The organism is Tumebacillus lipolyticus (genome assembly GCF_042682745.1).
Taxonomy (GTDB): domain Bacteria; phylum Bacillota; class Bacilli; order Tumebacillales; family Tumebacillaceae; genus Tumebacillus_A; species Tumebacillus_A lipolyticus.
In genome coordinates this window covers 1,231,897-1,251,410 of sequence record NZ_JBHUIO010000002.1, presented here as the reverse complement: position 1 = coordinate 1,251,410, position 19,514 = coordinate 1,231,897, and the positions used below count along the sequence as shown (strand labels likewise).

At 59.0% G+C, this 19,514-nt stretch carries 11 protein-coding genes; 9 read left to right on the top strand and 2 right to left on the bottom strand.

Annotated elements, in window-relative coordinates; translation table 11 throughout:
- The first annotated feature begins 13 nt into the window (after positions 1–13).
- From ACFSOY_RS04635 to ACFSOY_RS04615, 5 genes are all read left to right on the top strand, one after another.
- On the top strand, positions 14–1,492 hold the full coding sequence (locus ACFSOY_RS04635; RefSeq protein ID WP_386044352.1) for a condensation domain-containing protein: 1,479 nt from the start codon (positions 14–16) through the stop codon (positions 1,490–1,492).
- Positions 1,492–4,833, top strand: coding sequence for a non-ribosomal peptide synthetase (locus tag ACFSOY_RS04630; protein ID WP_386044351.1), 3,342 nt, complete (start codon positions 1,492–1,494; stop codon positions 4,831–4,833). Before ACFSOY_RS04635 ends, ACFSOY_RS04630 begins: the two co-directional genes overlap by 1 nt.
- A gap of 55 nt (positions 4,834–4,888) precedes the next feature.
- Positions 4,889–5,029: a hypothetical protein gene (locus tag ACFSOY_RS04625; RefSeq protein WP_386044350.1), complete on the top strand. Its 141-nt coding sequence runs from the start codon at positions 4,889–4,891 to the stop codon at positions 5,027–5,029.
- A 134-nt stretch (positions 5,030–5,163) separates the two neighbouring features.
- A complete protein-coding gene (locus ACFSOY_RS04620; protein ID WP_386044349.1) occupies positions 5,164–5,289 on the top strand; it encodes a hypothetical protein in 126 nt (41 codons plus the stop codon).
- Between the two features lie 117 nt (positions 5,290–5,406).
- Positions 5,407–6,417 carry an alpha/beta hydrolase gene (locus ACFSOY_RS04615; RefSeq protein ID WP_386044348.1) on the top strand — a complete coding sequence of 337 codons (1,011 nt, stop codon included), beginning with the start codon at positions 5,407–5,409 and terminating at the stop codon, positions 6,415–6,417.
- A gap of 28 nt (positions 6,418–6,445) precedes the next feature.
- Here ACFSOY_RS04615 and ACFSOY_RS04610 read toward each other — a convergent pair whose 3' ends face one another.
- The gene (locus ACFSOY_RS04610; protein WP_386044347.1) at positions 6,446–6,817 is read right to left on the bottom strand and encodes a DUF7974 family protein; all 372 of its coding nucleotides are present in this window, start codon (positions 6,815–6,817) and stop codon (positions 6,446–6,448) included.
- A 116-nt stretch (positions 6,818–6,933) separates the two neighbouring features.
- Here ACFSOY_RS04610 and ACFSOY_RS04605 point away from each other — a divergent pair, with 116 nt between their 5' ends.
- Positions 6,934–7,740, top strand: a complete 807-nt coding sequence (locus ACFSOY_RS04605; RefSeq protein WP_386044346.1) for a DUF4931 domain-containing protein — start codon at positions 6,934–6,936, stop codon at positions 7,738–7,740.
- 206 nt (positions 7,741–7,946) lie between these two features.
- Here the strand turns inward: ACFSOY_RS04605 and ACFSOY_RS04600 are convergent, their stop codons facing one another.
- Entirely contained in the window at positions 7,947–9,200 is a 1,254-nt protein-coding gene (locus ACFSOY_RS04600) for a DUF418 domain-containing protein (RefSeq protein WP_386044345.1), read from the bottom strand.
- A 277-nt stretch (positions 9,201–9,477) separates the two neighbouring features.
- On the opposite strand from ACFSOY_RS04600, the gene ACFSOY_RS04595 reads away from it, so the two are divergent.
- From ACFSOY_RS04595 to ACFSOY_RS04585, 3 genes are all read left to right on the top strand, one after another.
- Positions 9,478–10,410, top strand: a complete 933-nt coding sequence (locus ACFSOY_RS04595) for a GHMP family kinase ATP-binding protein (RefSeq protein WP_386044344.1) — start codon at positions 9,478–9,480, stop codon at positions 10,408–10,410.
- Positions 10,411–10,831: 421 nt separating this feature from the next.
- Positions 10,832–16,183 (top strand): amino acid adenylation domain-containing protein, encoded by a 5,352-nt coding sequence (locus ACFSOY_RS04590; RefSeq protein WP_386044343.1) that lies wholly within the window; start codon positions 10,832–10,834, stop codon positions 16,181–16,183.
- Positions 16,180–19,512, top strand: coding sequence for a non-ribosomal peptide synthetase (locus ACFSOY_RS04585; protein WP_386044342.1), 3,333 nt, complete (start codon positions 16,180–16,182; stop codon positions 19,510–19,512). The genes ACFSOY_RS04590 and ACFSOY_RS04585 overlap by 4 nt, the downstream gene beginning before the upstream one ends.
- The last annotated feature ends 2 nt before the right edge of the window (positions 19,513–19,514 follow it).

Genomic DNA, 19,514 nt, shown 5'->3' with positions numbered 1-19,514 from the left:
AGGAGGATTCGAGATGGATGATATTGCAAAGCGTTTGGCAGCTCTTCCGCCTGAGAAGCGCAAGTTGCTTGAGCTCGCCTTAAAGCAAAAGGGCATTGCGGTGCCGCCGATTGCAGACGCACAAAAAGACAGCATCCCCAAGCGCGGCCATGACGGCCCGAGCCCGCTGTCGATCGACCAGATGCGCTTGTGGGACAGCTACCAACAGACGCCTGAGGACCCGCGTCACAACAATTACAACGCTCAGCACATCAAGGGGCCGCTCGATCCTGATGCGCTGGAGAACGCCTACCGGGAGATCGTGCGCCGCCATGAAGCGTGGCGCACCGCCTTTCGGGCGATCGAGGGCAAGCCGATGCAGGTCGTCCTGCCCGAGCTTGACGTGACGATGGAGCGGATCGATCTGCGCCACCTGCCCCAGGAGGAGCGCCGCAAGGAGGCAGATCGCCTGATGTGGGAGCGGACGCGCATCCCGTTCGATCTTGCGGAGCCGCCGCTGTTTCGCATCTTGCTCCTGCAGATCGATGATGAGGAGCACATCAAGCTCTGGGTGACGCATCACCTGATCACCGACCGAATCACCTACATGGTCACCGACAAGGAGCTTTTGCAGCTCTATATGAGCATCGTCACCGAGCAGCCGATCCACCTTCCGCTGCCAGATGTCCAGTATGCAGACTGGGCGGAGTGGCAGGTGAACCATCTGCAAGGGGAGGTGCTCGCCGAGCTGACCTCCTTTTGGAAAGGTCAGCTCGCAGGGGCATCGCTCAAGCTCGACCTGCCGACCGACCACCCGCGCCCCGCGCAGATGAGCTTTGTGGGCAAGCGAAAACATTTTCGCCTGCGGAGCGACCTGTTCCGCGGCATCAATGAGCTGGCGAAGCGAGAAGGCGTGACGCCGTTTATGGTGTTGCTCGCCGCCTATGATGCGCTGTTGCACCTCTTCTCAAAGCAGGAGGACATCGTGGTCGGCACGCCGTATCTCAATCGCTCTCGCCTGGAGATCAAAAGCACGGTCGGCTATTTCCTGACCCCGATCGTCTTCCGCCTCGATGTAACCGGCGAGATGACCTTTACCGACCTGCTCCACAAAGTGAAGGAGGTCAATGTGGCGGTGCACAAACATGCGGACATCCCCTTCGGCCTGCTCGTCGATCTGATGGAGTTGCCGCCCGATGAGAGCCGCCACCCGATCTTCCAAGCGATGTTTGTCCATGTGGATGTTCCGACTGTGCAGGTGCTCGAAGGCATGCCGCTGTCGATCGTCGATCTGGATATCGACGGCTCGACATCGAAATATGATATCGTCTTTGCGGTGCTCGATGCGAACGAGGAGCCGAAAGGTTTTTGGGAGTTCAACGGGGATCTGTTCGAACAGGAGACGATCGATCAGATCGTGCAGAGCATGGAACGGCTGTTGGAGTCTGTATTGAGCAAACCGGAGCAGAAGCTGTCCGATCTGTTGCTCCAGGTCGAGGAGGCGCAGTTGTGATGAAAAGCTTGAGCGATCGATTAGCCGCGCTTTCGCCAGAGCAGCGCGCGCTATTAGAAAAGAAACTGCAAGAGAAAAATATCGACAGCACGAAGCTCGCCAAAGTCGAACCGGTGATCGTGCCCCGGGAGGAAGAGGGCCCTGCCCAGCTGTCTGTCGATCAGGAGCGCATCTGGGTGTTCCAACAGATGGAGCCTGACGACCCGGCTTACAACATGTACAGCTTGGTCAAGATCAAAGGGGAGCTCGATCTCCCGCGCTTGGAGCGAAGCGTAAACGAGATCGTGCGGCGGCACGAATCGCTGCGCACCTCGTTTGAGCAGTTTGCAGGAGAGCCGCGAGCGGTCATCAGCGCAGAAGCGACGGTCCCGCTCCAACTGAACGATCGACGGGGGCGTTCGGAAGAAGAGACGCTGCAAGAGGTGCTGGCGAGCGTCAAAGTTCCCTTCGATCTGCGCCAAGGGCCGTTGCTTCGCGTTGCCTGCTGGCAGACGGGCGACCAAGAGCATCTGTTTTTGCTGATCGTCCACCATATCGCAAGCGATCATGTGTCGCTCGGGATCTTTTTTAACGAGCTGTTGATGCACTATCAGGGTGTGGCTCTGCCACCTCTGACGCTTCAATACTCCGACTTTGCGGAGTGGCAGCGGGAGCGCTTGCAAGGAGCGGTCTTGGAGAATCTGGTCTCCTATTGGCAGAACCGACTGGCGGGCAGCGAGTTTGTGCTCAACCTGCCGACAGACGAGCCGCGTCCTGCTGTGCAGACCTATCGCGGGGGGAGGATCACAAGACAGGTGTCCGCCAAGCTGATGGCGGAGGTGAAGGCGCTCGGAGGCAAATCGGGCCTTTCTCCCTTCATGGTCACGCTCGCCGCCTACCAAGCGCTGCTTCATCGCTACACCGGTCAGGAAGACGTGCTGGTCGGAACGCCGGTCACGCTCCGCAAGCAAGAGCAGACGCAGATGGTGTTCGGCTACTTCTTGAACACGCTGGTGATTCGAACTCAAGTGGCGGGGGAGATGAGCGGCACGGAACTGCTTGAGCGGACAAAAGAGGCGAGCTCCGGTGCCTTTTCCCACGGGGAGATGCCATTCGGCCTGCTGCTGGAGGAGATCAAGCCGAAGCGCGACCTGAGCAGAAGCCCGATCTTTCAGGCGATGTTCACCTATGTCGAAGGGGCGGGAGGTCTGCAAGAAGCGGAAGGGCTGATCTTGGAGCCGGTCGAATTTGACGGTCAGACGGCCAAGTGCGACCTTTCGATCACCCTGTCCGAATCGGAGGCTGGTTCTGAACTGCTCTTCGAATATGCGACCGACCTCTTTCATGGCGAGACGATCGAGCGGATGGCCGAACACTATCTGCTGCTGCTCGCCGGTCTGGTGGCGAATCCGGAGCGGAAGGTGGCCGATCTGCCCCTGTTGACCGAAGGCGAGCGCCAGCAGGTGCTGGCCGGCTGGAAGGCGACGAGCGCAGTTCTGCCCGCTGAGCAAAACCTCTGTGTGCAGGAGCTGTTTGCGCGACAGGTAGCGCGCACTCCCGATCGGGTGGCGGTCGTCTTCCAAGAGCAGGAGCTGACCTATCGCGAGCTGAACAGGCGCGCCAATCGGGTGGCCCATCTGTTGCGAGCCGAGCATGGAATCGGCCCTTCGCAGCGGGTGGGGATCTTTGTCGAGCGATCGCTTGAGATGATCGTCGGGCTGATCGGCATCTTAAAGTCGGGTGCCGCCTATGTTCCGCTCGATCCTGCTTATCCGGACGAGCGGGTGTTCAGCGTGCTGCACGACGCGCAGGTGGCGGCGGTGGTGACGCTTAAAAAGCTGCAGATGCGCTTGCCTGCGCTCGACGATCTGGCGGTCATCGCGCTCGATGCGAACGATCTGCTCGCAGCGGGGGATGACGAGTCCGATCTGCAGGTGGAGGCGAGCCTGAGCGATCTCGCCTACCTGATCTACACCTCAGGCTCGACCGGCAAGCCCAAAGGGGTGATGGTCGAACACGGAAACCTTGCCAACTTCTTCTGCGGCATTGATGAGCGCATCGGTCATCAGCCGGAAGATGTGCTGTTGACTTCGAACAGCTATGCGTTCGATATCTCCGTGCTGGAGCTGTTCTGGACGCTGACCCGAGGCATCAAGACGGTGATCGTCGAAAGCCCGGCCGATCTGCTCCAGCAGGCGAAAAAGCACGGGGCGACGCTGTTGCAAGGGACGCCCTCGCTGATGAAGATGGCGCTTGAACAGGAGGCGGCAGCAGGTGCGCTGCAAAGCTTGCGCCTGCTGATGCTCGGCGGTGAAGCGCTGAGCCGATCGTTGGTGGAGCGCTTGCAGGAAAAGCTGTCCTGTCGCCTGTTCAACATGTACGGGCCGACAGAGACGACCGTCTGGTCGTCCATCTATGAGGTGGTCAAGGGCGAAAAGGGAGCGGTACCGATCGGCAGCCCGATCCTCAACACGGAATTCTATGTGCTCGACGCTCACGGTCAACCGGTTCCTGACGGCGTGTTCGGCGAGCTGTACATCGGGGGAGCAGGTGTGGCGCGAGGCTATTGGCAACGCCCTGAGCTCACGGCGGAGCGCTTTTTGGCGAATCGCTTCCGCGGCGAGGGCAGCATGTATCGGACGGGAGATCAGGTGCGCAGAAGGCGCGATGGTCAGATCGAATATGAAGGCAGGCTGGACCAGCAGGTGAAAGTGCGCGGTTTCCGCATCGAGCTTGGCGAGGTGGAGGCGGTGCTCACCTCCCATCCGCAGTTGAAGGAAGCGACGGCGGCGGCAGTGCCCGACCCGCAAGGCGATCTTCGATTGGTCGGATATGTGGTGCCCAGAGCGGGAGAATTGCCGACCAGCGGCGATCTGCGCGCCTTTGTGGGCGAGCGCCTGCCCAATTTTATGGTTCCGACCGCGTTTGTGATGCTTGAGCAACTGCCGCTGACACCGAACGGCAAGCTCGATCGCAAAGCGCTGCCGATGCCTGATGGACAGATGAATGAAGCGGAGGACTTCGCGCCGCAAAATGCGGTCCAGGAGGTGCTCGCACGCTTTTATTGCGAGCTGCTCGGCTTGGAGCGAGTATCGCTGAACGCCAATTTCTTTGAGATCGGCGGGCATTCGCTGCGGGCGACACAGCTGGCGACTCAAATCAACGGCGTCTTCGCCCAGGAGATCCCGATGTATCGGCTGTTCGATCTGGCGACGATCTTGCAGCTCGAAGCAGAATTGACGCGCCTCGCCAGCGACGCGGGCGATCTGGAAGCGCGAGCGAAACAGTTTCTGGAGAGCGGTCAGGTGCAGTTGACCGAGATCAAGCCCCTTTCGCGCACCACGCGCAAAAGGAAGTCATAACGGAGACGAGCTAGTGCAAACTACATGTTGAGTCACTCGCAAAGGAGGGATCGACATGACGAACCAACTAGCCCATCTGACTCAGGAACAGCATCAGGCGATCAACCGATTGGAGTCGCAGCTCGGCCTCGTGCTGGTCGCGTATGACGAATACCGGCAAGAGGATGGTGCAGGCGAGCCAGGTCAGCAGATCTAGCTTGTGCTCGACAAAAGGTGAAGGCAAACTGCCTTCACCTTTTGTCTGCCCGTTTTTGCTGAGGCGGGACGGGTGTCCGTGTCTTGACCCCGCGCTGTTCCGTATCTTAGTAGAGCAGAGAGGGGGTATCTTTGATGGATGGTGCGTTCGGTGCATACACCCGATGGGCGGTTGTGTTTCTGATCATCTTCGTATTGTTTATCCTCGTCGTCCCGTTTGGGTACGGCGCTGGCGGTGCTGCTGGCGGCTGCGGCTGTTAGGACGGCGAGTCGCTTTGCACGTGACGACAAGCGGATGTCTGGAATGTTCAGACATCCGCTTGTTTTTTTTTGCTGAAGCTTGGAGATAAATGGATGTATAGAAAGGGGAGGAGCGAGATGAAGCGAAAAAGGCGAGTCTGGATCTGGCTGTCCTTTTTGATGGTGATGCTGTTCGTCCTGCTGCCGTGCGCAAGCGTCGGATATATCGGCTGGAGCTATTTGCATCCGGAAAAGAAACGGGTCGAGGGGTCGCCGAAAGCGTTTTATCTCGACTACCAAGATGTTTCTTTTTCCAGCCAAGAGCAGGACATCACGTTAAAAGGCTGGTTGATTCCGGCAGCGGAGCAGCAGGAGCGCATCGTGATTTTTGCGCACGGCTATTCGGAAAACAGGGCGAGCGCCAATGTGGCCTTGCATATGGCGAACGTCTTGCACCGGCGCGATATCGCGTCGCTGATGTTCGATTTTCGCGGGGCGGGCGAGTCGGACGGCACGATGACTTCGCTCGGCTATTATGAAAAACAGGATCTGATCGGTGCGATCGAATATGTAAAATCGCTCGGCTATCAGCAGATCGGACTGGTCGGGTTTTCGATGGGGGCTGCTACCGCCTTAGATGTGGCGCCAGAAGTGCCGGAGGTGAAAGCGGTCATCGCCGACTCCGCCTTCACCGATCTGAGCGAATATTTAGCGGGCAACCTGCCGAAATTGCACCCGATCGCCGACATCGGGTTTATGCCGCAGTTGGCGCTTTGGGAGACCAGCCTGTTGACCGGGATCGAGCCCCAAACGGTACAGCCGATCGAATCGATCCAAAATGTTCGCGATCGGGGTGTGTTTTTGATTCACGCGGCAGGGGATGACATCATCCCAGCAGAGGAGAGCAGGCAGCTGGCAGAAGCGTCCGGTTCGCGGAACACGGTGCTTTGGATCTCACCCGCCGAGCAGCATGTCGGCACTTATTTGAAAGAGACGAATGAATATCTGGTGCGCACGACCGCTTTTCTCTCCTATTACCTGGGTGTAGATCGTGCCGACCTGCAGAGCGCGCAGGAAGAGCAGATCGACGAGGTGGTCACACGGGCGACGCTGGCGAGCCGCCTGCAACAGGGCGCTGGCGAGCTGTGAGGAACAGCGGGCGCGATGTTTCCTCAGCTTAATGCAACGGAGACGATCGATCGTCCTCTTGGGCAAAATGGGCAGACCGACCGATCGAAGTGATCTGCGCGGTGATCGTGTAGGTGCCAGGTGTGACGGGAGTTCCTTGATTGTCCTGCCCGTTCCACCGCTCCGTGTATTCGACCGATTGACCGGGGCTCAGGGTCAAACTGCCGGTCACCTGTGCGAAGGAGCGGTCGTTTGACCAACGCCAGACTTCGCGCCCTGCTTGGCTCACCACGATATCATATCGCTGTGCAGTGTTAAAATAGCAAACGACTTGCTGATCGCTCCGATTGGAGAGCGTCAGCGTGATTTGAACAGGCTCGCCGAGCCGATAGTGCGTCTTGTCGGTCGTCACAGTCAGCACGTCTCATCCCCTCCCTTTCGCTGTGCAGTCGAGGCTCCTATCTGGATATTCATCTCGACACCAAATGTTTACCGACCGGGCAACGAGGCTTGTCCGAGCGGGAGGGACAGGGTAGAATGAAGGGAAAAGAGGGAATCGGGTGGATCGAGATGTCCTATTCGACAGACACGCATTTGCAATTTGTGATGAATATCGGGCAGCAAAAGCCGGAGAGCATCATCAATCGAGAGACGGCCTGCCCGTTCTGTGCGCGAGAGTCATTGACCGATATCTTAGCAGAGGATGGCCCGCTTCTGTTGCTGAAAAACAAGTATCCTGTCCTCCAGGATACGCTGCAGACTGTGTTGATCGAAACGGACGAGTGTTTGGCTGAGTTTTCTACATATCGCAAAGATCATCTGCATCGCCTGATGCGCTTTGCCCTGCGCGAGTGGGACCAGATGGAGCGCAGCGGCGAGTTTCGCTCTGTTGTGATGTTCAAAAGCCACGGGCCGCAATCTGGCGGAACGATCCGCCATCCGCACATGCAGATCGTGGGACTCAAGCAGATCGATTATCTGGCTGACGTGCAGGAGGAGCAGTTTCAAGGGCTGTTGATCGCAGGAGAGCCAGGGGTTGAACTGAACATCTCGACGGCGCCGCGCGTCGGATTTTACGAGCTGAACGCCATCTTGAAAGACGGGGAAAAGGTCGACGTGATGGCCGACTATGTTCAGATCGCCGCCCATTATCTGATGCACAATTTTCATCGAGCGTGCAATTCGTACAACCTGTTCTTCTACCGCTTTCATGAGCAGATCTGTGTGAAGATCATGCCGAGGTTTATCGCCTCTCCGATCTATATCGGCTTTTCGATCCCGCAGGTGGCCGATCGGATCGGGGAAGTGGCAGATCAGATTCGGCAGCTGTACTTTGAGGCATAAAAAGGCCCGACCTCTTCGCTTGTCGCGAGAGGTCGGGCTTTTTCGATTCGGATTGCCGATGTGTTTTCAACGTTTGGATCGAAACGATCAACTGTTGAAAATAATAAGAAGAATAAATTGAAAGTGAGACCTATTTTATTCATTTCATGTTATAATCAAATGCAAAGGACTTATCAGTTTTTCTTCCTAATGGTGTTAAAAGGAGCTTATTCGGCAGCTGTTGAGGTCGCTTTGCTCGCCGGAAGCCGCATGCTTTGCAGCTTGCCATAGGTGAGCGTTCGCCAGATCCATTCGACAGGGCCGTAGCGGAAATGCCTGAGCCAGAGGATCGAAAACACGACCAGCAGCGGATAGATCAGCAAGCTGATCAACAGCCCGGTGCCTGGCCCCACCTTGTTGAACAGGCCGAATCCAAAGGAGTAGAACAGCGTGGTGCAGATCAGCGAAGAGGCGAGGTAGTTGGACAGTGCCATCCGCCCGACCGTCGCGATCGGCAGGCTGGCAGCTCGCAAGGCGGGCAGTCGCAGCAGCTGAATGATCGAGGTCACATAGAAGAAGCAGATCGCCGGATTGCGCAGCGAGAGAAACCATTGGCTGTAGACGTATTTGAACGAGATCGTGTTGACCGCTGTCAGATCCGATTTGAAGAACGTGGTGAGCAACGCCACGATCAAGGAGCCGAGCCAGACGAGGCGAATCAGCTTGATGTTGCCTTCCACATCGTGAAAGATGCGTTTCTTCGCCGCATAGACGCCAAAGAGGAACATGGCGAACACGACGGGGAAGAGCGCCCAGAACGTGCCGTATTGATAGACAAAATCGACGAGCCGTTGCCCGACCTGATCTCCGTATGTGCCATACTGATACGCTGCGTTGGCCCGATCGAGCAGCCCGTTAACGTCACAAAGTTGGTTGCCGAGCCCCGATGCGCTGTAAAGCGGCACGGTGATCTTCTGATAGGCGCCGAAGTAGGTCAAGACCGGGCGAAGCAGGAGAAAGAAAAAGGCGGAAGCGAGCACGAGCCGAGGCTTTGCTCGGGCGAACAGGATGAGGAAAAAGGAGAGCACCGCATACTCGACCAGAATGTCCCCGTACCAGATCAGCAGCGCATGAACGAGACCGATCAAGAGCAAGATGGTGACCCGGCGCAAAAAGAGCGGTACCGCCCTGATTCCTTTCGCGCGGGCGCGATCGAGAAAGATGATCATGCCGATGCCGAAAAGAAAGGAAAACATCGTGTAGAAATTGCCGGATGCGAAGCTGTCGATCAACAGCTTGGCCAGCTTGTCCCCCTCTTCGGTCCACATGTTGGCTCGCACGCGACTCAGATATTGAAATGCTGTGGAGAAAAATTGCATGTTGACGATCAGAATGCCGAAGATGGCAAATCCGCGAAGCACATCCAGTTCCAACATCCGTTCATTCGGTTGAATCGGATTGGCGTTGTTGGGTTGTGACATGAACGATCCCCCTTTCTAGTATTATAGTCGAAAATGCGCGCGAAACGTTTCAGAATTCTAAAAATGTTGAAATGATTCACTAAAAATGTTCCAATATTAGCTTTACAAGTATAAAGTTAGTGTAATATATATATGAGAGAAACTATTTTTCAATTACTCAATAATAAAATACATATCGAGATCACTCGATCGTATGGAATAGATTAACAGTGGAGCAGGATCGTGTAGCGGAAGACCAAGTCTGCGGTGGAGGTAGAGTATGCGGGATGCGCGGTTTGTGGATTTGGCAAGTGCGGGGCAAAAAACTTATACAAAGGCGGGCTATGGGCTAGCGATCTGCCATCACGGGGAGATCTTGCAAGGGATGTTCTATCGGTCGGATGGCTCTTTGCGGCGCGGATTGGTCACGCTGCCCTGTGATCGCTATCAGGCGGGAGCGCATTTTATCCCCGATCGAAGCGGGCGGTTGGTCGTCGAACCGGAGTTTAAGAAAAAGGCGTTGCGGGCGGTTGAGGTGACGCTTTCCAACCTGCGAGCACAGCAGGTCGGCGGGCGGCTGATCGTGGAGAGCGACATCCCGGAAGGCTGGGGGCTCGGGTCATCGACGGGCGACGTGGTGGCTGCGATCATGGCGGTGGCAGATGCGCTGGAGATCGAGCTGCCAGAGGAGCAGATCGGGGCGCTGGCGGTCGAATCGGAGACTGCTGCCGATTCGATCATGTTTATCGACCAAGCGGTTCTGTTCGCCCAGCGCGACGGTGTTGTGATCGAAGATTTTGGCGGGCCCTTCCCATCGTTTGAAGTGCTCGGTTTTAACACGGAGCCCCATTCGAACGGGGTGGATACGCTCGCGTTCGAACCTGCCAACTACAACCTCGAAGAGATCGACCGGTTTGTCAAGCTGCGCGATATCATGCGCCGCGCCGTGCAGCTTCAGGATGCGAGCCTGGTCGGGCAGGTCGCGACGGAGAGCTCGGAGATCAACCAGCACTACCTGCCCAAACTGCGCTTTGCAGACCTGCAAAAATTGACGATGCAGATCGGTTCCCTCGGCCTGCAGGTGGCGCACAGCGGAACGGTCGGAGGCTTTCTGTTCAAGCCGGGGCAGGATGCGCTCGACGAGCGGATCGCCGAAGCGGAAGCCAAGTTGAAAGAGTGGGGATTTTCGATCACCTGTCGCTTTTTGGTGGGCGATCCGCATCCGAAATAATGAAAAGAGCGAGCAGGAGCAGCTATTGAGCTGTTCCTGCTTTTCATTTAGTCTGATTTTATCTTTTCAAATGATAACGAAATGTTAATTGATAAGCTTCGTCGTATGTGCTACAATTCTGTTATTTAATAAATAAGTGAAGTATGCTAAAGATAGCGCAATCTTCGTGGATCAGATTCACTGAAAAAGTATTGATGATTCTATCAAACTGCAAGCAATCAAACTGCTGGCAGTTGATTATTTCGATTGAAAGAGGGTCGAGCTTAGAATGTTTACTCCTGTTGAACTCTCTCAATTGTCCTTCTCTCACTCATCTCTCACACCTCGCTTGATCCTTCCTGTGACGATGTTGCTCAAGGGCTTTCTCCACCTCGATTGTTTTCAGACAAATCTGCATAAGGCTGCCTTGGAGTGCCAGCTGTTGCCAGATGAAAGAATGGTGCTGACCACACTGGACCTGCGTGAACTGTCAGCTGATGAACAAAATAAAAAGCGTGAACAGATCGTCGCAAGCGGGCGGATGGCTGACCGTCTGCAAGCGTGCTTGTTCCGAGTGGGCGAGGCGGAATATCGACTCGATCTGGCGTTGCCGCTGCAGGCGCATGATCGACTGCGCGATCTGTTGCTGATGACAGCAGCTGGCTATGAGTCGGAGCTCTCTGCGGGCAAGTCGAGCCTGATGAGCGCCAGATGGAAAGAGAGCTTGTCTGCGCTGTGGCTTTCGGAGCAGGAGCGCGAACAGCTGGTGGTGACCTGGAACCTGACCGCGAGCGACTACCCGCGGGAAATGTCGATTCCGGAGCTGTTTGAAGAGCAGGTGGTGCTGTTTCCCGATCGCGTTGCGGTGGTCGATGCAGATCTGCAGCTGACCTATCAGGAGCTCAATCTGCGCGCCAACCGGCTGGCGAGGCGCTTGCGGAGCAGCGGGGTCGGTCCGGACGTGCTCGTCGGCATCTGTGTGGAGCGGTCGGTCGATCTCGTGGTGGGGTTGCTCGGCATCCTCAAGGCGGGCGGGGCGTATGTGCCGTTCGATCTCAGCTATCCGCAGGAGCGCTTGGCGTTCATGCTCGCCGATACGGAGGTGCGCGCGCTGGTCACCCGATCGCAGCTGCAAGACGCTCTGCCGGCGCATGACGCGCAGGTGGTGTGCCTCGATGAGCTGCCTGAGGGGGAAGCGTCCAACCTGGCGTGCGTCACCACCGCTGATAATCTGGCCTATGTGATGTACACGTCCGGCTCGACCGGCTTGCCCAAAGGGGTGATGATCCCCCAGCGCGGCGTCATCCGGCTGGTGCGCGATGCGAACTATCTGCCCTTTGGGCCGGAGCAAGTGTTTTTGCAGGCGGCCGCCGTGTCTTTCGATGCGGCGACGCTGGAGATCTGGGGGGCGCTGCTGAACGGTGCGCGCGTAGTCCTGCTGCCGCACGGCGCTTCCTCGCTGGAGGAGATCGGACGCGCGATCAAGGCGCACGGCGTGAGCGTGCTCTGGCTGACGGCAGGTCTTTTTCATCAGATGGTCGAGCATCGCTTGGACGATCTGCGCGGTGTGCGCTACCTGCTGGCGGGCGGCGATGTATTGTCTCCTGCTCATGTGCAAAAGGCGCTTCGCGAGCTGGAGGGCGTCTGCCTGATCAACGGATATGGCCCGACGGAGAACACGACTTTCACCTGCTGTTACGCGATGCGATCGGTCGAGGATGTCGGGTCGTCTGTGCTGATCGGCCGCCCGATCAGCAACACGAAAGCGTATGTGCTGGATGCGGGGATGCAACCCGTTCCGATCGGAGTGCCCGGCGAGCTATACGCGGGTGGTGACGGGCTGGCGAGAGGTTATTGGAAGCGAGATGAGCTGACAGCAGCAGCTTTCCTGCCGAGCCCGTTCGTGCCGGGCGAACGGCTGTACAGAACGGGCGATCTGGTTCGCTACCTGCCAGACGGCAATCTGCAGTTTTTAGGTCGGATCGACAGCCAGGTCAAAATTCGCGGCTACCGCATCGAGGTCGGGGAGATCGAAGCTGCCCTGAGCCAGCATCAGGCGGTGCAGGAATGCGTGGTCGCAGTTCGGGAGGATCGCCCAGGGGACAAGCAGCTTGTCGCCTATCTGGTTCTGGCAGAGGAGCGCTTCCAGGTTGCCGAGTGGCGTGCCTTTTTGGCGGAACGGCTGCCAGCCTATATGATTCCGGCCGCGTTTGTCCGCTTGGATGCGCTTCCGCTCACGCCAAACGGCAAAGTGGACAAGCGGCGATTGCCCGCCCCCGATCCAAGTCGATCTTCGCTCTCCGAAGCTTATGTCGCCCCGCAAGGCAGGGTGGAGGAGGCGATCGCAACGATCTGGGCGCAAGTGTTCCGGCTGGAGCGAGTCGGCGTGCACGATGACTTTTATGAGCTGGGCGGACACTCGCTTTTGGCGACGCAGATCCTTTCGCGGATTCGGAGCGAGCTCGGCGTGGAGGTGACGCTCCGCGATGTGCTGGAAGCGCGATCGGTGCGCAGCTTGGCGCACGCTGTCTCCGCCGCTCCTGCGAGCGATGCAAACGATTTTGCTGCGGAGAAAAAGCGAGACGCAACAAAGGATGGCCTCCCGCTGAGCGGGCTTCCGCCTGCCGATCGAACCGAGCCGGTGCCCGCATCGTTCGCCCAGCGGCGGCTGTGGTTTTTAGATCGGCTGGAGGCGGGAAGCTCGCTGTACAACCTGCCGCTTGCGATGCGTTTGAAGGGGAAGCTTGACCACGATGCGGTGACAGATGCGCTGACCGAAGTGGTCAGGCGTCATCAGGCGCTCAGGACGGTGTTTGCGGAAGTGGATGGTCATGCTGTGCAGGTGGTGCGAGAAGCAGAGCCTGTGCGCTTGACCCGATGCGAGACTTGGCAGCAGTTGCAGGAAGCGGCTGGCGAGCCGTTCGATCTGACAGCCGGGCCGCTGTTTCGGGCGACGCTCCTGCAGGAGCGGGCGGAGGAGCATGTGCTGTTGCTCAACATGCACCACATCGTCTCGGACGGCTGGTCGCTCGAAGTGTTGCGCCGCGAGTTTGCCACCCTCTATGCGTCGTTTGTCGAGCGGAAGCCCGCTCCGTTGGACGAGCTGCCCGTTCAATATGGCGATTATACGAGCTGGCAGCAAAGCTGGCTGTCCGATGGCGTGCTGGAAGCGCAGATCGCCTATTGGAAAGAGCAGCTCAGCGGAGAACTGCCTGTGCTGCAGCTGCCGTCAGATCGGCCCCGGCCGGCGGTGAACTCGTTTCGCGGCGGCAGCAAGCGGATGATGTTGCCGAGCCAGCTGGTCGAAGCGCTGAAGGAGCTGAGCCGGCAAGAGGGCGCCACGCTGTACATGACGATGCTTTCGGCGTTCAAGGCGCTGCTGCACCGCTATGCGGAGTTGCGAGATGTGATCGTCGGCACCCCGATCTCAGGGCGCAACCGAGCGGAAGTGGAAGGGCTGATCGGCTTTTTCGTCAACACGCTGGTGCTGCGGACGCAGGTGGCGGGGGAGATGCCGTTTCGGGAGCTGCTCGCACGAGTGCGGGAGACTGCGCTCGGCGCGTTCGCTCATCAGGATGTGCCGTTCGACACGCTCGTCGCCGAGCTTCAGCCTGAGCGCGATGGCTCGCATTCGCCGTTTTTCCAAACGATGTTCGTGTTCGAAAGCACGCCGAAGCAGGCGATCACGCTGCCTGGGCTCGTGCAGGAGCTGGTCGAGCTGGACAACGGGACGGCCAAGTTTGACCTCTCCCTGCTGCTGATGCAGGAGACGGACGGTCTGGCCGCCGTGTTCGAATACAGCAGCGACCTGTTTGACGAGCGGACGATCGAGCGGCTGATGGGCCACTACCTTACCCTGCTCGCTGGGATCGTCGAAGCGCCAGAGCGGTCGGTCGCGCAGCTGCCACTGCTCGGCGAAGAGGAGCGCGAGCAGCTGTTGGCAGAGCGGCAGCAGACCGGACGCGAGTATGGTGAGCGATCGCGATCGCTCTTCCGGCTGTTCGAGTCACAAGCTGCGCGCACACCTGACGCGATCGCTCTGGTCGCCGGAGAACAGCGATTGACCTATCGCCAGTTGAGCGAGCGTGCCGATCTGATGGCGCGCGAGCTGAGACGGCGAGGCGTCAGCGTCGGTTCGGTCGTCGGCGTCTGTTTGGAGCGGTCGGTCGCGATGGTCGTAAGCCTGCTCGCAGTGCTAAAGGCGGGGGCGGCCTACCTGCCGCTCGACCCTGAGTATCCGCAGGAGCGCCTGCTCTTCATGCTGGAAGATTCGCAGGCGAGCGTGTTGCTCACCGGAGCGGAGTTGCGCCACCTGTTTGCAGCAGCGAGCGCGCAGTTGGTCGAGCTCGATGCGGTTGCGTCGATCAGCGCAAGCGATGATCGCTCCGACTGCGAAGTCGAGGTGGCAGCTACCGATCCGGCCTACGTGATCTACACCTCCGGTTCGACAGGTCAGCCGAAAGGGGTGGTCGTGCCGCACGGTGCGATCTGCAACCACATGCTGTGGATGCAGGATGAGTTTCCGCTGGGCTGCGAGGATGCGGTTTTGCAGAAGACGTCCTTCTCGTTCGATGCATCCGTCTGGGAGTTTTACGCGCCGCTGCTCGCCGGCGGGCGCTTGGTGTTGGCCGAACCGCTCGGCCACCTCGACGGGCGGTACCTGGCGCAGGTGATTCAAGAGGAAAAAGTGACTGTCTTGCAGGTCGTGCCGACGATGCTCTCGATGTTGCTGTCCGAATCGAGCTTCACCGACTGCCACAGCCTCAAGCGAGTGTTTTGCGGCGGCGAGGCGCTGTCGCCAGAGCTGGTCGCTCGCTTCTATTCGCTGATGGAAGCGGAGCTGGTCAACCTCTACGGGCCGACCGAAGCGTGCATCGATGCCACTTTTTATCGCTGTCCACGCGCGGAGGCGGTCGCGGTGCCGATCGGGCGTCCGATCGCCAACGTTCACACCTACGTGCTGGATGAACATCAGGAGCTCGTGCCGTACGGCGTGCCCGGTGAGCTGCACATCGGGGGAGCTGGCCTTGCGCTCGGCTACCTGCATCGCCCCGAGCTCACGGCGGAGCGATTTGTGGAGACCCAGTTTGGCCGACTGTACAAGACGGGCGACCTCGTGCGCAAGTCGGCAGATGGTCTGCTGCATTATGCGGGGCGGATCGACAGCCAAGTGAAGCTGCGCGGCTTCCGGATCGAGCTCGGCGAGATCGAGGGGGCGCTGACTGCGCACCCGGCGATCGGCGAAGCGGTCGTCACCGTGCACGACAGCCGCGTCATCGGCTATCTGGTGGAGCGAGCGAGCGTGGCGGATGAAGAGCTGCGGGCGTTTGTGAAGAACCGTCTGCCCGACTATATGGTGCCCGCCCAGTTTGTGCGGCTGGATGCGCTGCCGCAGACTGCAAACGGCAAGGTCGACCGAAAGGCGTTGCCGCAGCCGGTGATCACCGAAGGGGAAGACGAGTTCGTCCAACCGCGAACTGCGGTGGAGACGGTGCTGGCGGTGATCTTTGCTGAAGCGCTCGAACTTGAGCAAGTCGGCGTGACGAGCAACTTTTTTGCGCTCGGCGGTCATTCGTTGCTCGGGATGCAGATCATCTCGCAGATTCGCGAGGTGCTAGAGGTGGATGTGGCGATCAAAGCGCTGTTTGACGCGCCGACCGTGGCAGGTCTGGCAAGCGCGATGCAAGGCGATCAGGAAGCAAGTCAGCGCCTTGAGAAAACGGCGGAGCTTCTGCTCCAATTGTCGGAGATGTCAGAAGAAGAAGCGCAAATGATGATGGAGGCAAAGAGATGAGCCGTTTTTCAAAATTTTCGATGTCGAAAGAGAAGCGCGCCTTGCTGGAAAAGATGCTGCAGGAGGAAGGGATGGTCGCCGTCAGCCTCGCTCGCATTGAAAAGCGAGCGGAGCAAGGGCCAGCCAACCTGTCATCGAGCCAGCAGCGGCTGTGGTTTCTCGATCGGATGGAATCGGGCAGCACGACGTACAACATGCCCTACAAGATCGATCTGCGCGGAGACCTGCAGCTGACGGCGCTGGAAGCTGCGCTGAATGAGATCGTCGAGCGCCACGAGATCTTGCGCACCGTGTTTCGCAGACAGGACGGCGAGGTGCAACAGATCGTGCAAGCGCGGCAGGCGGTGCAGATCGAGCGCCTGATGCTGTCGAAGGAAGAGCTGGATCGGCTGGCGCTGCAAGAAGCGCAGCGGCCGTTCGATCTGAGCGCAGGCCCCCTGATGCGAGCGACGCTGGTGCAGACGGGGGAGCGCGAGCACACGCTGTTGCTCACCCTGCACCACATCGTGTTCGACGGCTGGTCGATGGGCGTGCTGTTCCAAGAGCTGACCACGCTGTATGAGGCGTTTGTTGAGCACAGACCGTCGCCGCTCGCAGAACTTCCTCTGCAGTACAGCGACTATGCGCACTGGCAACAGGAGTGGCTGCAGGGCGAGGAGTTTCAAAAACAGCTCAGCTACTGGCAAACGTCGCTCGCCGGAGCGCCGGTCGTGCTCGACCTGCCGACCGACCAACCCCGTCCGCTCTTGCCATCCTATCGGGGCGGCAACCGCTCGTTTTCGCTGCCGAGCGTACTTGCGACGGAGCTGAAAAGCTGGAGTCAGGGCGTGGGTGCCACGCTGTTCATGACGATGTTTGGCGCTTTCGCCGCGCTGCTCTACCGCTATACGGGGCAGTCCGATCTGCTGATCGGAGCGCCGGTGGCAGGTCGCAATCTGCGCGAGACGGAAGGGCTGATCGGCTTTTTCGTCAACACGTTGGTGCTGCGCGCTGACCTGACGGAAGATCCGACGTTTGCTGAGCTGTTGCATCGCGTCAAGGGGATGACGACAGAAGCTCTGTCGCATCAGGAGCTGCCGTTTGACAAGCTGGTCGAGCACCTGCAGCCGGTGCGCGATCCGAGCAGGAGCCCGCTGTTTCAGGTGATGTTCAACTTTCTTGAATCCCCGCACGAGGAGCGAAAGTTTAGCGGCCTGTCGCTTACGCACGGCGAGGTGTTGAACGGGACAGCCAAATTTGACCTGACCCTGTATGTGGAGGATGGGCCGGACGGGATCAAAGGCAACTTTGAGTACAATCGCGATCTGTTCGCCGAGGCGACGGTGGCGCGGATGGCCGACCATTTGCAAACGCTGTTGGAAAGCGTCCTGACGCATCCACACCTCCCGCTGTCCCACCTGCCGCTGATCACAGATGCGGAACGAGACCAGGCGCTCTTCGCTTGGAACGAGACGAGAACGGAGTACCCGCGCGACCTCTGCATTCATCAGCTGGTCGAACGGCAGGCAGCAGTCCGGCCGGATGCGGTGGCGACCCTGTTTGACGGGACGGAGCTGACCTATGCGGAACTGAACGGTCGAGCGAACCGTCTGGCGCACCTGTTGCGCAAACAGGGCGTGGCACCAGATGTGCTGGTCGGGCTGTGTGTGGAGCGGTCGCACGAGATGGTGGTCGGCATGCTCGGCATTTTAAAAGCGGGCGGTGCCTATGTGCCGCTCGATCCTGCCTATCCGGCGGAGCGGCTCGCCTTCATGGCGGACGATGCAGACCTGCAGGTGATCGTCACGCAATCGCATCTGACGGCGGGGCTGCCGCAGCGCGCGAGGAGGCTGATCTGCCTCGACAGCGATCTTGCGGAGATCGAGCGGGAGAGCGATCAGAATCTGATCAGCTTGACCGAAGCGACTCACCTCGCCTACGTGGTGTACACGTCAGGCTCGACCGGAACCCCCAAAGGGGTACTTGTGCCACACCGAGCGGTCAACCGATTGGTGTGCAACACCGACTACGTGCAGTTAGACGAGACGGACGTGGTGGGGCAGGTGTCCAACTCCTCGTTCGATGCGGCCACATTCGAAGTCTGGGGCGCGCTGATCAACGGCGGCAAGCTGGTCGGCGTGACGAAAGAGATGGCGCTGACGCCAAAAGCGTTTGCCGGAGCGATCAAGGAGCACGGGGTCACCGCGATGTTCGTGACGGCCGCGCTGTTCAACCAGATCGTGGCAGCGGTGCCTGACGCTTTCTCAGAGCTGCGCCATCTGCTGGTCGGCGGCGAAGCGCTCGATCCGCGCTGGGTTCGGGCAGCGATCCGCGGAGGTCGCCCCAAGCGCTTGTTAAACGGCTACGGCCCGACGGAGAGCACGACGTTCGCCACCTACCATCTCATCGAGGAGATTGAGGAGGATACGACCAACATCCCGATCGGCAGGCCGATCGCCAACACGACAGCCTATGTGCTGGACGGGCAGCTGCAGCTGTTGCCGATCGGCGTGCCAGGCGAGCTGTATCTCGGCGGAGACGGTGTGGCGAGAGGGTATTTAAACCGGCCAGAGCTTACGGCGGAGCGCTTTTTGCAACACCCGTTTGGCGAAGGGATGCTCTATCGGACGGGCGATCTGGTGCGCCGTCTGCCAGACGGTTCGATCGAGTATATCGGACGGCTCGACAGCCAGGTGAAAGTGCGCGGCTTTCGGATCGAGCTCGGCGAGATCGAACAGGCGATCGCGACGCGGGAAGACGTTTTGGATGCGGTCGCCATCGTGCGTGAAGAGGAGCCGGGAGACAAGCGGATCGTCGCCTATGTGGTGCCCAAACGGGCAGATTCATTCTCGGTGCAGGAGCTGCGCGGGAAGCTGAAAGAAAGCTTGCCCGAATACATGCTTCCCTCGGCGATCGTCACGCTGGAAGCGATGCCGCTGACCGTCAACGGCAAGCTGGATCGTCAGGCGTTGCCGCGGCCATCGGGCAGCGCACAGAGCGACGACGAGTATGCGGCGCCGCGCACAGAGGCGGAGGAGCATGTGCTCGCCATCTGGCAGGACGTCTTGCAGGTGGAGCGCATCGGGATTCATGATAATTTCTTCGACCTCGGCGGGCATTCATTGCTCCTGATCAAAGTGCATGAAAGATTGCAGGAAAAGCTGGACGCGCAGTTTTCGATCGTCGAGCTGTTCCGTCACACGACCGTCTACACGCTGACCAAATGGTTGACAGAGAGCAAGGGAGTGGCGAACAATTCTGCGCGAGCGGAAGAGTCGCAAACGCGAGCCAGCTCGAAAAAAGATGTGATCAACCGCCGCAAGCAACTATCAAAAGGCAGGGGGAAGTAACA

Bases quoted from the DNA above. Each gene is read 5' to 3' on its own strand.
- ACFSOY_RS04635 (WP_386044352.1), top strand. From the start codon at position 14: ATGGATGATATTGCAAAGCGTTTGGCAGCTCTTCCGCCTGAGAAGCGC.
- ACFSOY_RS04630 (WP_386044351.1), top strand. From the start codon at position 1,492: ATGAAAAGCTTGAGCGATCGATTAGCCGCGCTTTCGCCAGAGCAGCGC.
- ACFSOY_RS04625 (WP_386044350.1), top strand. From the start codon at position 4,889: ATGACGAACCAACTAGCCCATCTGACTCAGGAACAGCATCAGGCGATC.
- ACFSOY_RS04620 (WP_386044349.1), top strand. From the start codon at position 5,164: ATGGATGGTGCGTTCGGTGCATACACCCGATGGGCGGTTGTGTTTCTG.
- ACFSOY_RS04615 (WP_386044348.1), top strand. From the start codon at position 5,407: ATGAAGCGAAAAAGGCGAGTCTGGATCTGGCTGTCCTTTTTGATGGTG.
- ACFSOY_RS04605 (WP_386044346.1), top strand. From the start codon at position 6,934: ATGAAGGGAAAAGAGGGAATCGGGTGGATCGAGATGTCCTATTCGACA.
- ACFSOY_RS04600 (WP_386044345.1), bottom strand. From the start codon at position 9,200: ATGTCACAACCCAACAACGCCAATCCGATTCAACCGAATGAACGGATG.
- ACFSOY_RS04585 (WP_386044342.1), top strand. From the start codon at position 16,180: ATGAGCCGTTTTTCAAAATTTTCGATGTCGAAAGAGAAGCGCGCCTTG.